Here is an 18,515-nt window from a genome sequence, read left to right as displayed (position 1 = left end):
AAATCGCCAAATCGACAGAAATCGAGGTCCGGTCTTGAGGTGTTCAGATAGCGAAACCTTAATCAGATTTGCATAGTGTCAAGAAATCGGGGGCCTCCTATCGAGACGTGAACAGATGCAGCAGCGCGTGGCATGCACAGAGCAGGCGGTGCGATTTTTGATATGTGTCGCCCGCGAATGCCGGGTTCGCCTGCGCAAGGATGCGCTGCTTTACGCACTTATCGGCTTCTATTCGCTCGGAGGCCTGATATTCCTCGGCCTTACCGGCACGACGGAGATGATTTCCTATCAATTTTACTTCGATCAATGGCCAGCAGTGTTTGCTGTTTTTCTGCCGCTGATGACAGTCATTATCGATCTGTCCATGCTGATACTGCGTTTCGACAGGCGGCGGCCGCTTGCCTATCGCCGCGTTTTTTCCGCCCGGCGTGTCGCCTCTCTGGTCTCCGGCGTGCTGTTGATGATGGGCCTGATGGTTTTCCAGGGCACGTTCACCTCGATCAAAAACGCCTTGCCGACGCTGGAAGGTGGTTTCCGTTACGACAAGATACAGGCGGATATCGACGCCTGGATATATTTCGGCTTGGATCCATGGCGGCTGCTGCATGCGGTGGCCGGTTACGACGTGGTTCTTGCCATCGTCGAATTCAACTACAGCGTGGCGTGGTTCATCATCTGCTTCGGCGCGCTCTTCTTCGTCCTGACGTCACCAGCCGCCGATGGTATTCGCCAACGTTACATGCTGCTTTTTCTGTTTGTCTGGGTCATATGCGGCAATGTGCTTGCGGGTATGTTCCTGTCGGCTGGTCCGGCCTTTTACGGTGCCGTGACCGGCGACCACGCCCGGTTTGCTGCGCTGACGGCGTTTCTTCCTTCGAGCCAGTGGGCGAATTCCGCGGCGCATTACCAGTCCTATCTCTGGAGCCTCTACGAACAGGGCACCCCTGGTTTGGCAAGCGGTATTTCCGCCTTTCCGAGCGTCCATGTCGGCCTGATCACCCTCAATGCCTACTTTATGGCCGAACGTTCCCGCAGCCTCGGCATCCTAGGCTTTACCTATGTAGGCTTTGTCCAACTGAGCTCCGTCTATCTCGGCTGGCACTATGCCATCGACGGATATGTCTCGTTCATGATCGTGACGCTGGCCTATTTCTTCGCATCGGTGTTCTGGCGAGCGCCTTTCGTGTTCATCCGGCGTTCGGACGCAGCCGCAGCGTCATAGCCAACGGGTGGTAATCTAGTCGAACCGCGACCGCACCGCGTCCATATAGGTGCGGCTCACGGGGATTTCCGTGCCGTCCTTCATGATCAGCACGAGCTTGCCGCCGTCGCGTCTCAGTGTTTCGACATGGGCATCCGCTACCCAGTGTGAGCGGTGCACCTGGAGGCCTCGCGTGAGCCCAAGTTCTTTCAGGGCGTCGGCAAAACGCAGGAGGATCAGTTCATGGCCGCGGCTGGTGACCACGTCGGTATAGTGGTCTTCGACGGAAAGCCGCAGGAGCGGACCGCGGTTCTGGGGTTTCAAGCGAGCGAGGATTTCGGGTTCTGATGTGGGCGAGGCCGTCGGCGCCGGTACAAGCGCGGGCGGGGCGGAGGCCTCGGCGATCTGCCGGTGCGTCGCCGTATAGGTCAGAAGACAGAAGAGGGCGCAGAGTGGCAGCGCGAACAGCGCCCGGTGAAAACCATCGCCCATCCCGGTCCAGTGGCCGACGAACGCGAAATCGATGGCGCCGAGTGCAAAGCCGATCGGCAGGGCTGCAACCAGCGAACCGATCATCATGCGGGCGAGCGTATGGTTGACGCGGTCGCGCAGCAGGATTTCCGCCATGATCGACAGACATATCGCGATCGTCCAGGTGACGGCATGGACGATCAGCCAGTAACCGAACCGGACGCCGAGCGTCATCCGCTCCAGCGTGCCGTAGGGGCCGGTGACGATAAAGATCAGGATGACGAGCGTAAAGGTCGTCCAGAAGCGCCAGGAGCGGGTGAAGATCTGCAATTCACGAAGCGTGGAGCTCAAAAACGGGTGATTCACGAAGTTTGTCCGTCGTCTGCGCCATTCCGATTGAGGGCAAGCCAGTCATGGCGGAAACAGGCGATCAATTCAATCGCCTCCCGTTCTCGCTGATTTCGACAGGGACCTCCCATGAACCTTCAACCGCTTCTTGACGCCCCGCTTGCCGTGCAGGTCCATGTCGCGGCCGTTCTGCCGGCATCGGTGCTCGGCGCCTATATCCTTCTCAATCGCAAGGGTACGCCGGTCCACCGTCTGCTCGGCAAGATCTGGATGGCGCTGATGGTCATCACCTCGCTCTCCAGCTTCTTCATCCACCAGATCAACCTCGTCTACGGCTTCAGCCCGATCCATCTCCTGTCAGTCTTCGTGCTGGTCGGGGCGTGGCGGTCGATCAGCGCGGCACGCGCTCATAATATAAGAGCGCACAAGGCGACCGTTATCGGCATGTATTTCGGCGGCATCGTCATCGCCGGCCTGTTCACGCTGATCCCGGGCCGGATCATGAACACCGTGGTGTTTTCCGGCGGACCGAGCTGGATTTTGCTTCTGACGCTCATCGCGATCGCCGGGACGCTTCTTCTTCAGCAGAGGCTGGCGTCGCGGCGAATTTAGGAGCTTGTATCAAGAATTTCCTCGAAGCGTACCGTTCGGCGCCTTCCTGTCATGGACAGGCCCGGCTTGCGGGATTAGAGCTGCAACCAAGACACTTGCAGCAACGGCCATCCGCGATGACGACCGCTTGCGCGGAGGAAATTCAATGGCCGATGCAACATCCAAACCCGTTTCCGCAACTGCCGCCGAAGTGACGATCCTGCCGATCATTCTGGCGGTCAGCTTCTGCCATATGATCAACGACATCATGCAGTCGATGATCTCAGCGATCTATCCGATGCTGAAGACGGATTATGCGCTCGATTTCTGGCAGATCGGCATATTGACGCTTGCCTTCCAATGCACGGCCTCGCTGCTGCAGCCGGTGATCGGCATCATCACCGACAAGAAGCCGTTCCCCTATTCTCTGCCGGTCGGCATGGGCTCGACCTTCATCGGCCTGTTCATGCTGGCGAACGCGCATTCCTATGGGGTGCTGGTGATCTCCGCCTCGCTGATCGGCATCGGCTCGGCCGTCTTCCATCCGGAATCCTCACGTGTGGCGCGGCTCGCTTCCGGCGGCCGTTACGGGATGGCGCAGTCGGTCTTCCAGGTCGGCGGTAATTTCGGCCAGTCGATCGGCCCGTTGCTCGCAGCCTTCATCATCGTGCCGAACGGTCAGGGCAGCGTTGCCTGGTTCTCGGGAATCGCGCTGCTCGGCATTGTCGTCCTGTCGTGGGTGGCGCGCTGGTACAAGGCGCATATGCTCGCCAACCACGGCCGCAAGCGGGTGCTGAAGGCCCATAACCTTTCAAAGCGGACGGTGACCGTCTCGCTCATCGTGCTGACCATCCTGACCTTCTCCAAGAACGCATACATGGCGTCGATCAGCAGTTATTATACATTCTTCGTCATCGAGCGCTTCCAGGTGACGGTGCAGCAGTCGCAGATCATGCTGTTCATCTTCCTCGGCGCCGTCGCGCTCGGCACGGTCATCGGCGGGCTGGTCGGCGACAAGTTCGGCTCCAAGGTGGTGATCTGGTTCTCGATCCTCGGCGTGCTGCCGTTCACGCTCGCTATGCCGTTTGCCAACCTGCCGGTGACGATCGCGCTTTCGGCGATCATCGGTTTTATCATGGCATCGTCCTTCCCGGCGATCGTGGTGATGGCGCAGGAACTGGTGCCGGGCCGGGTGGGGATGATCGCCGGCATCTTTTTCGGGATCGCCTTCGGGATCGGCGGCATCGCCGCGGCGGTGCTCGGCATCTTTGCCGACCGTTACGGCATCACCTTCGTCTACAATGTCTGCGCCTTCCTGCCGGTATTCGGATTACTGACGGTTTTCCTGCCGGGCAAAAAGGCGCTGCGGGTCGCCTGAAGACGAATCTTCGGCTATGTGATGCGGGGACGGATCGCTTTTGCGGCCGCCAGCGTTATATCGGCCAGGATTCGGTCGAACAGGAGAGCACGACATGGAATGGAGAGGGCGCCGGCAATCGGACAATGTCGAGGACCAGCGCGGCGCTTCCATGGACGGCAGTCCGCTTGGTCGCGGCGGCCTGCGCATCCCGATCGGTGGCGGTGGCCGCCGTGGCGGAGGGCTCGGCATCGGCGGGATCATCGTCATCCTGATCATCTGCTGGATCACCGGCATCAACCCGCTCTCGCTGCTATCAGGCGAGCTCGGCATGGACGGTTCGGGTTTCGAACAGCAGCAGACGACCGGCAACCGCACGCCGGCCAATGACGACACGACAGCGTTCGTGCGCACCGTGCTGGCGGAGACGGAAGATACCTGGAACGGCATTTTCCAGGCCAACGGTCAGCAGTATCAGGAGCCGACATTGGTGTTGTTTTCCGGCAAGGTGAACTCGGCTTGCGGATTTGCGTCTTCCGCGACAGGACCCTTCTATTGCCCCGGCGACCACAAGCTTTATCTCGACACCAATTTCTTCAGGGAGCTGGAACAGCGTTTCGATGCTGCGGGCGACTTTGCAGAGGCCTATGTGATCGCCCATGAGGTCGGCCACCACGTGCAGAACCTTCTCGGCATCCTGCCGAAATTCAACCAGGCCCGCCAGCGGATGAGCGAGGCCGATGCCAACCGCATGTCGGTGCGCGTCGAGCTGCAGGCCGACTGCTTTGCCGGCGTCTGGGGCAAGTTCACCCAGCAGAAGGGCATTCTCGATACCGGCGACCTCGAAGAGGCGCTGAACGCCGCCCAGCAGATCGGCGACGACACGCTGCAGAAGCGCAGCCAGGGCTATGTCGTGCCGGAAAGTTTCAACCACGGCACTTCGGCGCAGCGCGCACGCTGGTTCAAGCGCGGGTTCGACACGGGCGACATGAAGGCCTGCGATACGTTCTCGGGGAATGTTTAGCTTCCAGACCTGTAGGAGAGGGCGGAGCCAGATCGCCCCCCTCTGCCCTGCCGGGCATCTCCCCCTCAGGTGGGGAGATCACAAGAAGCACGATCCCCGCTTCCAAATAAGCGGCACCCTCAAGAGCCAAATCACTTATACATCCCCTCGCGCAGGTTGATGCCGTATTCCACATAGGCCTTCAAGGCGCAGAGCATCTGCGACCAGCCCTGACAGTTGCCGTAGGAGGCAGAAAGTCCGCCGGGTGTTTCGCGCCAGCCTTCCTCGGCGATCGTCACCAGCGTGCGGTCACCCTCCAGTGGCTCAAAGGTCATGGTGATGGTCGTTTTGTAGGTGTTTTTAGCCTCTGAAGGAACTGGATGGGTTGTGGGGTCGTCGTCATTGGCATCCCAGCGCAAGACAATCTTCCTGTTCTCCTCCACCTCGACGACCTCCACCGGAAACGCCCCGGGAAAATCGGCGAAATCCCACGTGACGATGGTGCCGGTCTCCAGCCGCCCCTTGGCGCCGCCAGTGGTGAAATAACCCGAAAGCTTTTTGGGATCGGCGACGGCCTCGAACACTTCCTTGACCGGTTTTGAAATCCGGCCGGATACCTTGAATTTCAGTTCCATGATCTTTCTCCCTTGTTTCTCCCTGCATTATGTTATAAAAATATAACATGTCAAGCAGTGAAAAAAACGACCGTATTTTCAAGGCTCTAGCGGCTCCGGTTCGCAGGGAGATTTTGGACGAGCTGAAGGATCGGCCGCAGACGACGGGCGATCTCTGTGCCCGGTTTCCGAAGCTCGACCGCTGCACCGTCATGCAGCATCTGAAAGTTCTGGAGGGGGCCGACCTGGTGCTGGTGAAGCGCGAGGGCCGGGAGCGCTGGAACCATCTGAACCCGCTGCCGATCAAGGCGATCCACGACCGCTGGATCGGCGCCTATGCGGCGCATGCCGTGGATATGCTCGACCGGATGAGACGGGATCTGGAAGACTAGCGGATCAACAGCGCCGTGCCGTAAAGCCCAAGCGCGAAAACGGTGTGGGCGGCGAAATTGAGAAAGCGAACCTTGTTCGGCCTCGGTGTCTTCGAGGCGGCCCAGCCGAGGCCGAGGCCCGGCTGCATCAGGAACCAGCCGGCGCCGATGGTGACGATGCCGAGGATCCAGGCGGGAATGAAGGTGGGCGCAGCGAACCAGTTCTGCCCCATGACCAGGGCGAGGATCAGACCGTAGAGAACACCGATGGCGTAATGGCCGGCCCAGCCGAGAGCCAGTTCATGTTCGTAGGGTTCGGCTGCCGCGATGCTGTCGTGAAACACCTTTCCGCGGTGCAGGTGCCAGAACCAGCGCCCGGCCGGAGCCCAGTTGGCCTTGGGCTGGCCGAAGACTCTGTTCAGCACGATCGCCCAGAGGTCCATCAGGATGGTGGCGCCGAGCCCGATGAGAATGCCGCGCCAGAGAAGTTCGATCATGAGAGGCCGCCGGAGAGAGGGAAGTTCAATTCCAATCTCTATGAGGTCCGGTTTGGGCTGTCGAGATCCTCCGGGCTCCGAGACTAGGGAAACATCTTGTCGGCGGTGGCGGTCGCCAGCGTCTTGCCGCCGGCGTCCAGAGCATTCACCGTGAATCGGTATTTGTGCTTACCGGACGGCGGGCAGGGGCCGGTATAGCTGAAGGCGCCGTAGGCGAGTGATTTCTGGCCGGAATAGTCCACCTTGCCGCCGCCGTGGTTATACTCCGGCGCGTTCATATCCTTCATGCGGATATCGAGCGCCTTGGTGCCGGCCGGCACGCCCGACAGCGAGATCGGCGGCGATTTCGAATCGAAACATTTTTTTGTCGGTCCCCAGTCGAAGGAGACCTTCATATCCGCCATCGCGGCGGTACACGATGCCAGGAGAAATGCGATCACCATCAATCCGCGCATGACAATCCCCAATCGATCACGGTCGAAGCAACAGGAGGTAGACTAGGCTTTCGCGTGCATCTGTCAACGGAGGTCGCGCATAAATGGTGGATGGCCGGGCTGAGGAACTAACGTTCTGGAAGCAGAGGAGCGCCGGGCTGCATGACCATGCATTGCGGTTGTGCCTTTCATCAAAAACTTTGAAATGTTCACGTATTGTTTCGGTTTTCCTTTACCGCTATGTAGGCAGCCCGGCGAATTGATCGTCTTTCAAGAAAACACCATTGCTAGAGAGACATTTAATGCTCGACCCGAAATTTGTCCGCCGAGGCCTTTTCCTCGTCTTCATGATCCTGTTTCTGGATATCATCGGGATCGCAATCATCATGCCGGTGCTGCCGACCTTCCTGCGCGAGCTGACCGGCGACGACATGAGTGCGGCGGCCGTCGACGGCGGCTGGCTGCTGCTTATCTACTCCGGCATGCAGTTTCTGTTTGCGCCGCTGCTCGGCAATCTCAGCGACCGTTTCGGCCGGCGGCCAATCCTGCTCGCCTCGGTCCTCACCTTCGCTCTCGACAACCTGATCTGCGCGGCCGCCACCAGTTTCTGGATGCTGTTCGTCGGTCGTGTGCTGGCCGGCATTTCCGGCGGCAGTTTTGCCACCTGCTCGGCCTATATTGCCGATATCAGCAATGAGAAAAATCGCGCCAAGAACTTTGGCCTGATCGGGATCGCCTTCGGCGTCGGGTTCACTGTCGGGCCGGTGATCGGAGGGGTGCTCGGCGAACTCGGGCCGCGTGTGCCGTTCCTTGGCGCCGGGCTCTTGTCGCTTGCCAATTTCGTCGCCTCCTGGTTCCTGCTGCCGGAGACGCTCGACAAGGCGAACCGCCGCAAGTTCGAGTTGAAGCGCGCCAATCCGCTCGGTGCGCTGCGCCAGATGCGCCATTATCCGGGCATCGGCTGGATCATGCTGGTGATGTTCCTCTATTGGTTGGCGCACGCGGTCTATCCGTCCGTCTGGTCCTTCGTGTCCACCTATCGTTACGGCTGGAGCGAGGGGCAGATCGGCCTGTCGCTCGGTCTGTTCGGTATCTGCGCCGCGTTTGTCATGGGCTTCATCCTGCCGAAACTGGTACCTGTGCTCGGCGAATGGAAGACTGCGGTGCTCGGGCTTTGTTTCTGCTGCCTCGGCCTTACCGGTTATGCCTTCGCGTGGCAGGGGTGGATGGTCTATGCCGTCATCCTTGTGACGACGATCGAGAACATCGCCGATCCGGCGCTGCGCAGCATTGCTTCGGCCAAGGTGCCGCCGTCGGCCCAAGGGGAGCTGCAGGGCGCGATGACGAGCCTCACCAGCCTGACCACGATCGTCGGTCCGGCGATCTTCACGCAGCTGTTCAGCGCCTTCACGGGGGAGCATGCGAAAATGGAGTTCGCGGGCGCGCCATACATGATGGCGGCGATTTTCATGGCTTGTGCCATTTTGGTGTTCCTGAGCCGGATTTCACGGAAAACACAGGTGATCGGGCGCGAAACCGAGCTCACGCATCAGATTTCTTGAAGAAACGTCCAAAAATACTGCTGAATCGCCTGTAAGTGTTGCCGCACGGATGATGCTCCTCTATAGGCTGTGTCATCCGCCGCTCGCCAGTTTCTGGAAGCGGCTTTTTTCGTCTGCGGAGGAGTGTCATGTCGAGCCTTTCCACCACCATGGCTGTGACGGTGACGGACAATTCCTGGTCCACGCATATGCGCGCGACCCTTGCCCTCGGCGTGCCGCTGGTCGGCGCGCAGCTGGCACAGATGGCGATCAATACGACCGACGTCATCCTGGTCGGCTGGCTCGGCACGACCGAACTCGCCTCCGTCGTGCTCGCCACGCAGATGTTCTTCCTGGTCTTCATCTTCGGCACCGGTTTCACCAGCGCCGTGGTGCCGATGGTGGCGCAGGCGCTCGGGCATGGCGATAGCCGCTCGGTGCGTCGGTCGGTTCGCATGGGGCTGTGGATCGTGCTTGCGTTCGGGGTGCTGACGGCGCCGATTCTGTGGTTCTCGGCACCCATCCTTCTGGCACTCGGGCAGCAGCCGGATGTCGCGGCAAATGCACAGAGCTATTTGCGCATCGCCCAATGGGGCATTTTCCCCGCGCTCGGGCTGATGGCGCTTCGAAGCTTCGTCACCGGGCTCGAGAAGGGCGGCATCGTGCTTTACGTCACGATCGTGATGTTCCTCATCAATGCCAGCCTTGCCTATCTGCTGATCTTCGGTCATTTCGGTGCACCGGAAATGGGCCTGCACGGGGCGGCAATCGCTTCCGTCGCCGCCAACCTGTTCGGTTTCGTGGCCGCTCTCCTTTATGTGGAAAGCCAGCCGAAGATGCGCGCTTACGAGATCTTCGTGCGCTTCTGGCGGCCGGACTGGAGCATGGTGCGCGAGATCGTCGTGCTCGGCCTGCCGATCAGCTTCACCATTCTGGCGGAAACCAGCCTGTTTTCGGCTGCCTCCCTGCTGATGGGCATCATCGGCAAGCTGGAACTCGCAGCCCACGGCATCGCGCTGCAGCTCGCAGCGATCGCCTTCATGATCCCGCTCGGCCTGTCGCAGGTGGCGACGGTGCGCGTCGGGCTGGCCAATGGCCGCGGTGATCTTCTAGGCGTCAAGCGGGCGGCGCTTGCCGTGCTTGCGGTCAGCGTCCTGTTCACCACAATCGGCAGCGTGCTGTATGCGACGATCCCGCACTTCTTCGGCAATCTGTTCCTGGATACACGCAAGGAGGACGCCGCGACCGTGCTGAAATTGGCGGTGCCGCTGATCGTCATCGCCGGGGCTTTCCAGCTGGTCGACGGGCTACAGGTGGTTGGGGCCAGCCTGTTGCGTGGCCTCAAGGACACCAGGGTGCCAATGGTGCTGGCGCTGATCGCCTATTGGCCGATCGGTTTCGCCTGCGCCTGGGTCTTCGCGTTCCCGCTCGGGTTTCGCGGCGAAGGCGTCTGGTTTGGCTTCGTCACCGGCCTCGCAGCGGCCGCGGTTCTGCTTTGCGGCCGCTTCTGGCTGCTGGTGAGACGCCAGGCCAGAACGACCCGCTGAAGAGCCAGCGGACCGTCTTTGTTGGTCAGGCCGGTTGGAGCTCTTGTAAAACCGCCCTGTGGTAGAAGCCGACATTGGTCTCTACGCCGAGGCGTCGGCTCAACGCCTGCCTATCGATGCCTGCCTCCTCATCGGATTTTGCGACTGCGGCAATGACCGGCTGAAGAGCGTGCTCGCCTTCGAACTGGAGGATGGTGATGACGTTGAATAGTCCGGCGCTGGAAGCCTGTTCCAGGATCAGATCGTCGACGAATCCCGGCTGGGCGCGGATAACCTTATGCGTCCTGTGAACCAACGCCATGAATTCTTCGCGCCCTTCGACCGGGACCGCAAACCTGTTGACGCGAAAAATGCGTCGATTCTGTATTTCGCTCATATGAAAAACCCCTGCTCGATCTTGAACAGGGGCGTTTATGGGACCTCAACCAATGTTGAGGTCAATAGGCGGCTGCGGATTTTTTAAGGGCGCCCGAATTCAGCGCTCGGCGAGGGCAGGTTCGCCCTTCTTCTCGCGCACCATGTTGATGAAGCGACGGAAGAGATAGTGGCTGTCCTGCGGGCCGGGCGAGGCTTCCGGATGATGCTGGACCGAGAACACCTGCTTGCCGGTGACGCGCAGGCCGCAATTGCTGCCGTCGAAGAGGGAAATGTGAGTCTCCTCAACGCCTTGCGGCAGAGACTTCGAATCCACCGCGAAGCCGTGATTCATCGAGACGATCTCGACCTTGCCGGTGGTGTGGTCCTTGACCGGATGGTTGGCGCCGTGATGGCCCTGATGCATCTTTTCGGTCTTGGCGCCGAGCGCCAGGCCGAGCATCTGGTGGCCAAGGCAGATGCCGAAGGTCGGGATATCCGTCTTGATGACGTCCCTGATGACCGGCACGGCATATTCGCCGGTCGCGGCCGGGTCGCCCGGGCCGTTCGACAGGAAGATGCCATCCGGCTTCAGAGCCATGATGTCTTCCGCAGAGGTCTGGGCGGGCACCACCGTCACCTTGCAGTCGAGGCCAGCGAAAAGGCGCAGGATGTTGCGCTTCACGCCGTAGTCGACGCAGACGATATGGTATTTTGCGTCTTCCGGCTTCAGGTCTTCATACCCTTCGTTCCAGACCCAGGGCTTCTGGTTCCATTGCGAGGACTGGCCGGAGGTGGCTTCCTTGGCGAGGTCGAGGCCTTCGAGCCCGCTCCAGGCGCGAGCTTCGGCCTTCAGAGCCTCGATATCGAAGACGCCGTTGGGGTCATGGGCGATGACGGCGTTCGGTGCGCCGTTCTGGCGGATCCAGGCGGTGAGCGCGCGGGTGTCGATGCCCGAAAGGCCGATGATGCCACGGGCTTTCAGCCAGCCGTCGAGATCCTTAGAGGCGCGGTAGTTGGAGGGTTCGGTGATGTCGGCCTTGAAGATGGTGCCGACCGCGCCGCGGCGAGCTGCCGGCGTCAGGTCCTCGACGTCTTCTTCGTTTGTGCCGATATTGCCGATATGCGGGAAGGTGAAGGTGACGATCTGGCCGAGATAGGAAGGGTCAGTCAGGATCTCCTGGTAACCGGTCAGCGCGGTGTTGAATACCACTTCGGCCGGCACCTTGCCGGTTGCGCCGATTCCGGTTCCTTCGATCACGGTGCCATCGGCCAGAACGAGCAATGCGGTGGGTTTCTTGGTGGTCCAGGGAGCGGTCGCGGTCATATCCATCCTTCTGCCTCACCGGTCCCGTCCCTTGAAGAGACAGGCTGCGAGGGCCATTTATGGTCGTGGGAGACGGGCGCGCGGAATCCCGGCGCAAGCCCTAACCTCTAAATCTCGTGCAGGTGCCGGAAAATAGACAAAGCAGGCGAGGTGGTCAATCTCGGCGCCGAAGAATTCCATGGGGATTATAAGCCATCGGATTCAAGGATTTGGGCGAATTGATTTGATCGCCTCCGGCCCGTCGTCTATGACAGCGGTGTGAATGCCAAGGAAAAGCCGCAATTCACGATGCCTGCGCCCAGGCTTTTCCCAAGGAGAAAAATGATGTTGCGCGACAAGCTTTCGGATGCGCTCAAGGACGCTATGAGGGCCAGGGAAACCCGCCGGCTTTCGACCGTGCGGCTGATCCAGACCGCGATCAAGGATCGCGATATCGCCAATCGCGGTCTCGGCAAGGACCCGGTCAGCGACGACGATATCCTGCAGATCCTGCAGAAGATGGTGAAGCAGCGCGAGGAATCAGCGAAGATCTACGAAGACGCCGGCCGTGCCGAACTTGCGACGCAAGAGCGCGAGGAAATCGACGTCATCAAGGGTTTCATGCCCGAGCAGCTTTCGGACGAGACGGTGCAGGAATTGATCAAGGCGGCGATTGCCGAGTCGGGCGCCCAAGGCCTGCGCGACATGGGCAAAGTCATGGCGGTGCTGAAGGAAAAGCATCCGGGCCAGATGGATTTCGCCAAGGCTTCCGGCGTGGTGAAAGAGCTTTTGAAGTAGGCGGCCCTTTTGAGGCCGGTAAACGAAAGGCGGGAATCCGGTGACCGGATTCCCGCCTTTTTGCTCTTTCGGATCTTGCCGGCCGACTGCGGACTTGCCGCCGGCGAGATGGTCCGGGGCGCTGCGATACACTGCGACACGTCCCGTCCGAAGAGCGAAGGAGCTGCACGGTCGAAAAGGCCGTGCCCGATGGCATTTTCGCTGGGGGCGTCGACGCTTTCGATTTTGAGGTGAGGCTAGATGCGCCAATCTGCGTTTGCAAATTACAAAAAAATAATCCGGATTGCTTGTTTCCGGCCTGAAATTTGCCGAATATCGAAGCATGGGAGCGTCATTTCTTGTGACTCTTCTGTTCGCGCATGTAGTGCCTGAGCACCGCGTTGATGCGGGTCTGGTAACCTTTGCCGGTGGACTTAAAGAAATCGATGACGTCCTCATCCACGCGAAGAGAGATTGACTTTTTGGGCTTCGGCACGACGAGCACGGCCTTGGACCAGTCGATATCCTTGAACTCCGCCCAATCGGGATCGTCCGCAATCGCGCGGTCGATATCCTCATCGGTCATGGCGTCGATACGCGCCCAGTCGGTCTGGCTTTTTTCGCCTTGGGCACGCTTCAAGCGAAGTTCATCGACGGTAACGGTCGTAATAGAGTCTTTGCTCATTCTGTCTGGCCGCCCGTGCTGAGATGATCCGGCATTTTTCGCCTCTCATGGTATAAACGACGGCTATGAGGCGATCCGTATCGGGACAAATTGCAAGGGTGCGGACTTCTCCATTTCGATCCGAGCGAAGTTCGAGACGGGGCTCTTGGAGGGCGAACACCACATCTTCGAAATCGATCTGATGCTTTTCAAGATTGGTTCTCCGCTTGCCTTCATTCCGCTCGAAGAGGGAGAGCGGTTCTTGCTCACGATTCATAACGATACCTAAAAGACTTCAGTTGCCTTCAGGCACGTAATGCGCCATGTGTATAGGCAATATGTATATACAGAGGCGCAAGTTAGTCAAGCCTTTGGACAGCTTGCCTGTGAATAGCGGGCAGCATTTCTCTTGTTGGTGGCGTTCCTTTCGAGCCGTGCTTATATGGACGCCAAGCAGAGGTGAAGATGCGCTTTTCCAACAGTTTTCTCGACGAGATTCGCGACCGCGTGCCGATATCTGGCGTGATCGGCCGGCGGGTGACGTGGGATCGCAAGAAAACCAACGTCTCGCGCGGCGACTACTGGGCCTGCTGCCCCTTCCATGGTGAGAAGAGCCCCAGCTTCCATTGCGAGGACCGCAAGGGCCGATACCACTGCTTCGGCTGCGGTGTCACAGGCGACCATTTCCGGTTCCTGACCGATCTGGAAGGGCAGAGTTTTCCCGAAGCGGTGCAGACTGTCGCAGACATGGCCGGCATCGCCATGCCGCAGCCGGACCCCCAGGCCGAAAAGCGCGAGAAGGAACGCACGACGCTGCTCGACGTCATGGAGCTGGCGACGCAATTTTTCCAGGATCAGCTCCAGAGCGCCGTCGGGGCGAAAGCGCGCGCCTATTTGCGCGATCGCGGGCTGACCGGCCGTACCATCGAGACCTTCCGCCTCGGCTATGCGCCGGAAAGCCGCAATGCGCTCAAAGAACATCTGGCCGCCAAAGGCGTGCCGAAGGACCAGATCGAGGCTTGCGGCCTTGTCGTGCATGGGGAGGGGATCGCCGTCTCCTACGACCGCTTTCGCGATCGTATAATGTTCCCGATCCTGTCGTCGCGGGAAAAGGTGATCGCGTTCGGCGGCCGTGCCATGGCGCCGGATGCGCCGGCGAAATATCTGAATTCCAACGAGACCGAACTCTTCCACAAGGGGCAGGTGCTCTACAATTTTTCACGGGCACGACGGGCTCAGGGTGTCGGCAAGCCCGGACAGGGCGAAGGCACGATCATCGCCGTCGAAGGTTATATGGACGTGATCGCGCTGCACCAGGCGGGCGTCGAAAATGCCGTGGCGCCGCTCGGCACGGCGCTTACCGAAAACCAGCTCGAGCTTCTCTGGCGGATGACCCCCCAGCCGGTGCTCTGCTTTGACGGCGACGGCGCCGGCCTCAGGGCAGCAAGCCGTGCCGCGGATCTGGCGCTACCGTTCCTGAAACCGGGAAAATCGGTGCGTTTCGCCCTGCTTCCCGATGGCAAGGATCCGGACGATCTCGTTCGCCATGAAGGCCGCGCGCCCTTCGACAAGGTGCTCAACGAAGCAAAGCCGCTGGTGGAGATGATCTGGCAGCGCGAGGCGGCTTCGGCAAGCTTCGATACGCCGGAAAAGCGTGCCGAACTCGAGGCGCGGCTGAAGCAGATCGTTTCCGTCATCGCCGACGAGAATGTGCGCCGCCATTACCAGCAGGCCATCCGCGACCGGCTGAACAGCTTCTTCGCGCCGGCTCAGCGCGGCGGCAACGACCGGCGCCAGAATTTTCAGCGCGGCGGCGGTGCTGGTGGCAGGCCGGGGCAGGGTGGCCCGCCGCAGGGGCCGCGTGCTGCGGGAAGGGCCGCCGGCGTTTCCGACCGGCTTGCGCGCTCTGGTCTCGTGCGTGGTTACCGCGACCTGCCAGCACTGCGGGAAAGCGTGCTGGCGCTCACCATCGTCAATCATCCCCAGTTGCTGCTGGAGGAATATGACGAGATCGCCGCGATCGATTTCGAGAACCGCGACCTGCAGCGCTTCTGGTCGGCGATGTTGCCGGCAGCCGCGACTGCGGGCGCCAACCTGTCACGCGAATACCTGATGCAGCGGCTTGCCGGCGAGGGGTTTGATGTCATCCTGAAGTCGCTGGACCAGCAGGTGCGCAACGCGCGGCTCTGGACTGCGACCGAGATCGCCGCGCTGGAGGATGCCCGCGAGGGGTATCGCCAGGCGCTCTCGTTGCACAAGCGCACCAAGGCGCTCAGGCTCCAGAAGATCGATCTGGAGCGAGAAATCGCCGAAACGACGGAAGCGGGCGATGCCGGCGAGATCGAGCCGCTGCTACGTGCGCTGTCGGAAGTCCAGCTCGAAATTCTCCGCATGGAAAACCAGGAAGCGATCATCGACGGGTTCGGCGTGCTTTCCGGCCGGGTAAAGGGGGCGGCCGTTAGCCACGGCTGAGGGACCTGCGGCTGGTGAAATCCTGCCCTTGCCGAATGATGACGCGGCTCTATCCTATGCGGCATCGAGTCGCTTGAGCGGGGAGCTTGATGCGGATTACCGGAAGCTGTCATTGCGGCAATATCGCCTTCGACGCGGAGGGCGAGTTCGATACGGCGATGGAGTGCAACTGTTCTTTCTGCCGGCGCAAAGGGGTGTTGCTGGCTTTCGTTCCGCGCAGTCAGTTCCAGCTCGCTACCTCGCAGGAGAAACTATCTTCCTACCAGTTCAACAAGCATGTGATCACGCATTACTTCTGCGCCTATTGCGGCATCGCGCCGTTCAGTGAGGCGACGATGCCGAATGGTACGGAGATGGCGGCGATCAATCTGAGATGCGTGCCGGAAATCGACATTGCTACACTGACGGTAACCCAGTATGACGGCGCTTCCCGCTAAGGAATATGCCGGACCAAAAGCATAAACCTTTATGTCTAGGCAAACCCTTGTCTTTCAGGGCCTGCCGCCTACATATCGGTTAAATCTGGTGAGCGTACCCCTATTAGACCCCCTCAAAGGGCATATTTTCGACTTTTCCTGGGTATGACCTATGGAAAAGCTTGACGGAACGTTAATTTGTGGGAATCACCATTTCAGGCAAAATAGGCGGAGTGGGTCAATAGCACCGAACATGACCGGTGATCCTCTAGTAGGACGGTCCTGAGTCAAAAACGGCCGCCGAATGGTAATCGGGAATTAAAGGTCATTCCGTTACGTGTTGGACAGTGATTCGCGGCAAAGGCGGTCAAACCCGTCTTCAGCCGGTGGCCACGAAGCGCGGCGAAAGTGGCGTTCAGGGAAAGTGACTAAATACATGGCAACAAAAGTCAAAGAAAACGAAGAAGCTGAGAACGAACGCGAAGGCTCGCACGACGGTCCGCTTCTCGACCTTTCTGACGACGCCGTCAAGAAGATGATCAAAGCCGCCAAGAAGCGCGGCTATGTGACCATGGACGAGCTGAATTCGGTCCTTCCGTCGGAGGAAGTCACCTCCGAGCAGATCGAAGACACGATGGCGATGCTGTCGGACATGGGCATCAACGTCGTCGAAGACGAAGAGGCAGAAGAAGCCACCGCCAGCGACGATGATGCTGACGGCGATAGCGACGATAACGAGAGCGAAGGCGGCGAAATCGCCACCACCTCCAGCACCGCGCTCGCGACTGCGAAGAAGAAAGAGCCGACCGACCGTACCGACGACCCGGTGCGCATGTATCTGCGCGAAATGGGTTCCGTCGAGCTTCTGTCGCGCGAAGGCGAAATTGCGATCGCCAAGCGCATCGAGGCCGGCCGCGAAACGATGATCGCCGGGCTCTGTGAGAGCCCGCTCACCTTCCAGGCGCTGATCATCTGGCGTGACGAACTCAATGAAGGCACGACCCTGCTTCGCGAGATCATCGATCTCGAAACGACCTATTCGGGTCCCGAAGCCAAGGCTGCGCCGCAGTTCCAGAGCCCGGAAAAGATCGAGGCCGACCGCAAGGCTGCCGAAGAAAAGGAAAAGACCCGCAAGGCCCGCTTCTCCGCGGCCAATGACGACGACATCACCGCCGTCGGCGGCGAAGGCATGAACCTCGAGGAAGAGGAAGAGGACGACGACGAGTCGAGCCTTTCTCTTGCCGCGATGGAAGCCGAGCTGCGTCCGCAGGTCATGGAGACGCTCGACACGATCGCCGACACCTACAAGAAGCTGCGCAAGCTGCAGGACCAGCAGGTAGAGCAGCGTCTGGCGGCAACCGGTACGCTGTCGTCCGCCCAGGAGCGCCGTTACAAGGAACTCAAGGACGAGCTGATCACCGCGGTGAAGTCGCTGTCGCTCAACCAGAATCGCGTCGATTCTCTGGTCGAGCAGCTTTACGACATCTCCAAGCGCCTGATGCAGAACGAGGGCCGCCTGTTGCGTCTCGCCGAATCCTACGGCGTCAAGCGTGATAGTTTCCTCGAACAGTACCAGGGTGCGGAACTCGATCCGAACTGGATGAAGTCGATCGCCAATCTGGCCGCCCGCGGCTGGAAGGAGTTCGCGCGCGCCGAGAACACGACGATCCGCGATATCCGCCAGGAGATCCAGAACCTTGCGACGGAAACCGGCATCTCGATCGCCGAATTCCGCCGGATCGTCTCGATGGTGCAGAAGGGCGAGCGCGAAGCGCGTATCGCCAAGAAGGAAATGGTCGAAGCGAACCTTCGCCTCGTCATCTCGATCGCCAAGAAGTACACGAACCGCGGTCTGCAGTTCCTCGACCTCATTCAGGAAGGCAATATCGGCCTGATGAAGGCGGTCGACAAGTTCGAATACCGTCGCGGTTACAAGTTCTCGACCTATGCGACGTGGTGGATCCGGCAGGCGATCACCCGTTCGATCGCCGACCAGGCCCGCACGATCCGCATTCCGGTGCACATGATCGAGACGATCAACAAGATCGTCCGCACATCGCGCCAGATGCTGCACGAGATCGGCCGCGAGCCGACCCCGGAAGAACTGGCCGAAAAGCTCGCCATGCCGCTCGAAAAGGTCCGCAAGGTCCTGAAGATCGCCAAGGAGCCGATCTCGCTCGAAACCCCCGTGGGCGACGAAGAGGATAGCCATCTCGGCGATTTCATCGAGGACAAGAACGCGCTTCTGCCGATCGACGCCGCCATCCAGGCGAACCTGCGCGAAACGACGACCCGTGTTCTCGCCTCGCTGACCCCGCGTGAAGAACGCGTGCTGCGCATGCGCTTCGGCATCGGCATGAACACCGACCACACGCTCGAAGAAGTCGGCCAGCAGTTCTCGGTCACCCGCGAACGTATCCGCCAGATCGAGGCGAAGGCGTTGCGCAAGCTGAAGCATCCGAGCCGCAGCCGCAAGCTGCGGAGCTTCCTGGATAGCTGAGCGGTTTCAGCGGTTGGAAAATCAGAGACCCGGTTTGCGAGAGCAGGCCGG

The 18,515-nt window shown here is 60.1% G+C and carries 19 protein-coding genes; 11 read left to right on the top strand and 8 right to left on the bottom strand.

Annotation, left to right across the window (positions count from 1 at the left end):
* The first annotated feature begins 148 nt into the window (after nucleotides 1-148).
* Nucleotides 149-1,222, top strand: a complete 1,074-nt coding sequence (locus AC1D3C_RS11225) for a phosphatase PAP2 family protein (RefSeq protein ID WP_477482929.1) — start codon at nucleotides 149-151, stop codon at nucleotides 1,220-1,222.
* Between the two features lie 15 nt (nucleotides 1,223-1,237).
* Here AC1D3C_RS11225 and AC1D3C_RS11220 read toward each other — a convergent pair whose 3' ends face one another.
* On the bottom strand, nucleotides 1,238-2,038 hold the full coding sequence (locus AC1D3C_RS11220) for a LytTR family transcriptional regulator DNA-binding domain-containing protein (RefSeq protein ID WP_477482928.1): 801 nt from the start codon (nucleotides 2,036-2,038) through the stop codon (nucleotides 1,238-1,240).
* Nucleotides 2,039-2,149: 111 nt separating this feature from the next.
* On the opposite strand from AC1D3C_RS11220, the gene AC1D3C_RS11215 reads away from it, so the two are divergent.
* From AC1D3C_RS11215 to ypfJ, 3 genes are all read left to right on the top strand, one after another.
* Complete coding sequence (locus tag AC1D3C_RS11215; protein ID WP_477482927.1) at nucleotides 2,150-2,632, top strand: DUF2306 domain-containing protein; 483 nt, start codon at nucleotides 2,150-2,152, stop codon at nucleotides 2,630-2,632.
* Between the two features lie 145 nt (nucleotides 2,633-2,777).
* Nucleotides 2,778-3,989, top strand: coding sequence for an MFS transporter (locus AC1D3C_RS11210; RefSeq protein ID WP_477482926.1), 1,212 nt, complete (start codon nucleotides 2,778-2,780; stop codon nucleotides 3,987-3,989).
* A gap of 94 nt (nucleotides 3,990-4,083) precedes the next feature.
* Complete coding sequence (gene ypfJ, locus AC1D3C_RS11205; protein WP_247137123.1) at nucleotides 4,084-4,992, top strand: KPN_02809 family neutral zinc metallopeptidase; 909 nt, start codon at nucleotides 4,084-4,086, stop codon at nucleotides 4,990-4,992.
* A 131-nt stretch (nucleotides 4,993-5,123) separates the two neighbouring features.
* Here the strand turns inward: ypfJ and AC1D3C_RS11200 are convergent, their stop codons facing one another.
* On the bottom strand, nucleotides 5,124-5,606 hold the full coding sequence (locus tag AC1D3C_RS11200) for an SRPBCC domain-containing protein (RefSeq protein ID WP_477482925.1): 483 nt from the start codon (nucleotides 5,604-5,606) through the stop codon (nucleotides 5,124-5,126).
* A gap of 47 nt (nucleotides 5,607-5,653) precedes the next feature.
* On the opposite strand from AC1D3C_RS11200, the gene AC1D3C_RS11195 reads away from it, so the two are divergent.
* Entirely contained in the window at nucleotides 5,654-5,977 is a 324-nt protein-coding gene (locus AC1D3C_RS11195) for an ArsR/SmtB family transcription factor (RefSeq protein WP_477482924.1), read from the top strand.
* Here AC1D3C_RS11195 and AC1D3C_RS11190 read toward each other — a convergent pair.
* Nucleotides 5,974-6,453: a DUF2938 domain-containing protein gene (locus tag AC1D3C_RS11190; protein WP_247036428.1), complete on the bottom strand. Its 480-nt coding sequence runs from the start codon at nucleotides 6,451-6,453 to the stop codon at nucleotides 5,974-5,976. The two genes, AC1D3C_RS11195 and AC1D3C_RS11190, sit on opposite strands and share 4 nt — an antisense overlap.
* An 83-nt stretch (nucleotides 6,454-6,536) precedes the next feature.
* Entirely contained in the window at nucleotides 6,537-6,908 is a 372-nt protein-coding gene (locus tag AC1D3C_RS11185; protein ID WP_477482923.1) for a YbhB/YbcL family Raf kinase inhibitor-like protein, read from the bottom strand.
* Between the two features lie 281 nt (nucleotides 6,909-7,189).
* Here AC1D3C_RS11185 and AC1D3C_RS11180 point away from each other — a divergent pair, with 281 nt between their 5' ends.
* Both AC1D3C_RS11180 and AC1D3C_RS11175 read left to right on the top strand, forming a co-directional pair.
* Nucleotides 7,190-8,449: a TCR/Tet family MFS transporter gene (locus AC1D3C_RS11180; RefSeq protein ID WP_477482922.1), complete on the top strand. Its 1,260-nt coding sequence runs from the start codon at nucleotides 7,190-7,192 to the stop codon at nucleotides 8,447-8,449.
* Nucleotides 8,450-8,577: 128 nt separating this feature from the next.
* On the top strand, nucleotides 8,578-9,975 hold the full coding sequence (locus AC1D3C_RS11175) for an MATE family efflux transporter (RefSeq protein WP_477482921.1): 1,398 nt from the start codon (nucleotides 8,578-8,580) through the stop codon (nucleotides 9,973-9,975).
* A gap of 25 nt (nucleotides 9,976-10,000) precedes the next feature.
* Here the strand turns inward: AC1D3C_RS11175 and AC1D3C_RS11170 are convergent, their stop codons facing one another.
* Together AC1D3C_RS11170 and carA are read right to left on the bottom strand one after the other, a co-directional pair.
* A complete protein-coding gene (locus AC1D3C_RS11170; RefSeq protein ID WP_247137129.1) occupies nucleotides 10,001-10,351 on the bottom strand; it encodes an antibiotic biosynthesis monooxygenase in 351 nt (116 codons plus the stop codon).
* A 99-nt stretch (nucleotides 10,352-10,450) separates the two neighbouring features.
* Nucleotides 10,451-11,656 carry a glutamine-hydrolyzing carbamoyl-phosphate synthase small subunit gene (gene carA / locus AC1D3C_RS11165; protein ID WP_038544128.1) on the bottom strand — a complete coding sequence of 402 codons (1,206 nt, stop codon included), beginning with the start codon at nucleotides 11,654-11,656 and terminating at the stop codon, nucleotides 10,451-10,453.
* Nucleotides 11,657-11,980: 324 nt separating this feature from the next.
* Here carA and AC1D3C_RS11160 point away from each other — a divergent pair, with 324 nt between their 5' ends.
* On the top strand, nucleotides 11,981-12,433 hold the full coding sequence (locus tag AC1D3C_RS11160) for a GatB/YqeY domain-containing protein (RefSeq protein WP_038544126.1): 453 nt from the start codon (nucleotides 11,981-11,983) through the stop codon (nucleotides 12,431-12,433).
* A 331-nt stretch (nucleotides 12,434-12,764) separates the two neighbouring features.
* Here the strand turns inward: AC1D3C_RS11160 and AC1D3C_RS11155 are convergent, their stop codons facing one another.
* Both AC1D3C_RS11155 and AC1D3C_RS11150 read right to left on the bottom strand, forming a co-directional pair.
* The gene (locus tag AC1D3C_RS11155) at nucleotides 12,765-13,097 is read right to left on the bottom strand and encodes a BrnA antitoxin family protein (protein WP_477482920.1); all 333 of its coding nucleotides are present in this window, start codon (nucleotides 13,095-13,097) and stop codon (nucleotides 12,765-12,767) included.
* Nucleotides 13,060-13,353 (bottom strand): BrnT family toxin, encoded by a 294-nt coding sequence (locus AC1D3C_RS11150; RefSeq protein WP_477482919.1) that lies wholly within the window; start codon nucleotides 13,351-13,353, stop codon nucleotides 13,060-13,062. The genes AC1D3C_RS11155 and AC1D3C_RS11150 overlap by 38 nt, the downstream gene beginning before the upstream one ends.
* A gap of 188 nt (nucleotides 13,354-13,541) precedes the next feature.
* Here AC1D3C_RS11150 and dnaG point away from each other — a divergent pair, with 188 nt between their 5' ends.
* The 3 genes from dnaG (at nucleotide 13,542) to rpoD (ending at nucleotide 18,464) form a co-directional block, all read left to right on the top strand.
* Nucleotides 13,542-15,548, top strand: a complete 2,007-nt coding sequence (gene dnaG / locus AC1D3C_RS11145) for a DNA primase (protein ID WP_477482918.1) — start codon at nucleotides 13,542-13,544, stop codon at nucleotides 15,546-15,548.
* Between the two features lie 89 nt (nucleotides 15,549-15,637).
* Nucleotides 15,638-15,985 (top strand): GFA family protein, encoded by a 348-nt coding sequence (locus AC1D3C_RS11140; RefSeq protein ID WP_038544123.1) that lies wholly within the window; start codon nucleotides 15,638-15,640, stop codon nucleotides 15,983-15,985.
* A 415-nt stretch (nucleotides 15,986-16,400) separates the two neighbouring features.
* Nucleotides 16,401-18,464: an RNA polymerase sigma factor RpoD gene (rpoD, locus tag AC1D3C_RS11135; RefSeq protein ID WP_038544121.1), complete on the top strand. Its 2,064-nt coding sequence runs from the start codon at nucleotides 16,401-16,403 to the stop codon at nucleotides 18,462-18,464.
* Nucleotides 18,465-18,515 lie beyond the last annotated feature (51 nt).

Source organism: Neorhizobium sp. P1_A6 (genome assembly GCF_056406795.1).
Note: the sequence above shows the minus strand (reverse complement) of the source record. Positions and strands in the feature narration are given on the sequence as shown.

Bases quoted from the DNA above. Each gene is read 5' to 3' on its own strand.
- AC1D3C_RS11215 (WP_477482927.1), top strand. From the start codon at position 2,150: ATGAACCTTCAACCGCTTCTTGACGCCCCGCTTGCCGTGCAGGTCCAT.
- AC1D3C_RS11210 (WP_477482926.1), top strand. From the start codon at position 2,778: ATGGCCGATGCAACATCCAAACCCGTTTCCGCAACTGCCGCCGAAGTG.
- ypfJ (WP_247137123.1), top strand. From the start codon at position 4,084: ATGGAATGGAGAGGGCGCCGGCAATCGGACAATGTCGAGGACCAGCGC.
- AC1D3C_RS11200 (WP_477482925.1), bottom strand. From the start codon at position 5,606: ATGGAACTGAAATTCAAGGTATCCGGCCGGATTTCAAAACCGGTCAAG.
- AC1D3C_RS11195 (WP_477482924.1), top strand. From the start codon at position 5,654: ATGTCAAGCAGTGAAAAAAACGACCGTATTTTCAAGGCTCTAGCGGCT.
- AC1D3C_RS11190 (WP_247036428.1), bottom strand. From the start codon at position 6,453: ATGATCGAACTTCTCTGGCGCGGCATTCTCATCGGGCTCGGCGCCACC.
- AC1D3C_RS11185 (WP_477482923.1), bottom strand. From the start codon at position 6,908: ATGCGCGGATTGATGGTGATCGCATTTCTCCTGGCATCGTGTACCGCC.
- AC1D3C_RS11180 (WP_477482922.1), top strand. From the start codon at position 7,190: ATGCTCGACCCGAAATTTGTCCGCCGAGGCCTTTTCCTCGTCTTCATG.
- AC1D3C_RS11175 (WP_477482921.1), top strand. From the start codon at position 8,578: ATGTCGAGCCTTTCCACCACCATGGCTGTGACGGTGACGGACAATTCC.
- AC1D3C_RS11170 (WP_247137129.1), bottom strand. From the start codon at position 10,351: ATGAGCGAAATACAGAATCGACGCATTTTTCGCGTCAACAGGTTTGCG.
- carA (WP_038544128.1), bottom strand. From the start codon at position 11,656: ATGACCGCGACCGCTCCCTGGACCACCAAGAAACCCACCGCATTGCTC.
- AC1D3C_RS11160 (WP_038544126.1), top strand. From the start codon at position 11,981: ATGTTGCGCGACAAGCTTTCGGATGCGCTCAAGGACGCTATGAGGGCC.
- AC1D3C_RS11155 (WP_477482920.1), bottom strand. From the start codon at position 13,097: ATGAGCAAAGACTCTATTACGACCGTTACCGTCGATGAACTTCGCTTG.
- AC1D3C_RS11150 (WP_477482919.1), bottom strand. From the start codon at position 13,353: ATGAATCGTGAGCAAGAACCGCTCTCCCTCTTCGAGCGGAATGAAGGC.
- dnaG (WP_477482918.1), top strand. From the start codon at position 13,542: ATGCGCTTTTCCAACAGTTTTCTCGACGAGATTCGCGACCGCGTGCCG.
- AC1D3C_RS11140 (WP_038544123.1), top strand. From the start codon at position 15,638: ATGCGGATTACCGGAAGCTGTCATTGCGGCAATATCGCCTTCGACGCG.
- rpoD (WP_038544121.1), top strand. From the start codon at position 16,401: ATGGCAACAAAAGTCAAAGAAAACGAAGAAGCTGAGAACGAACGCGAA.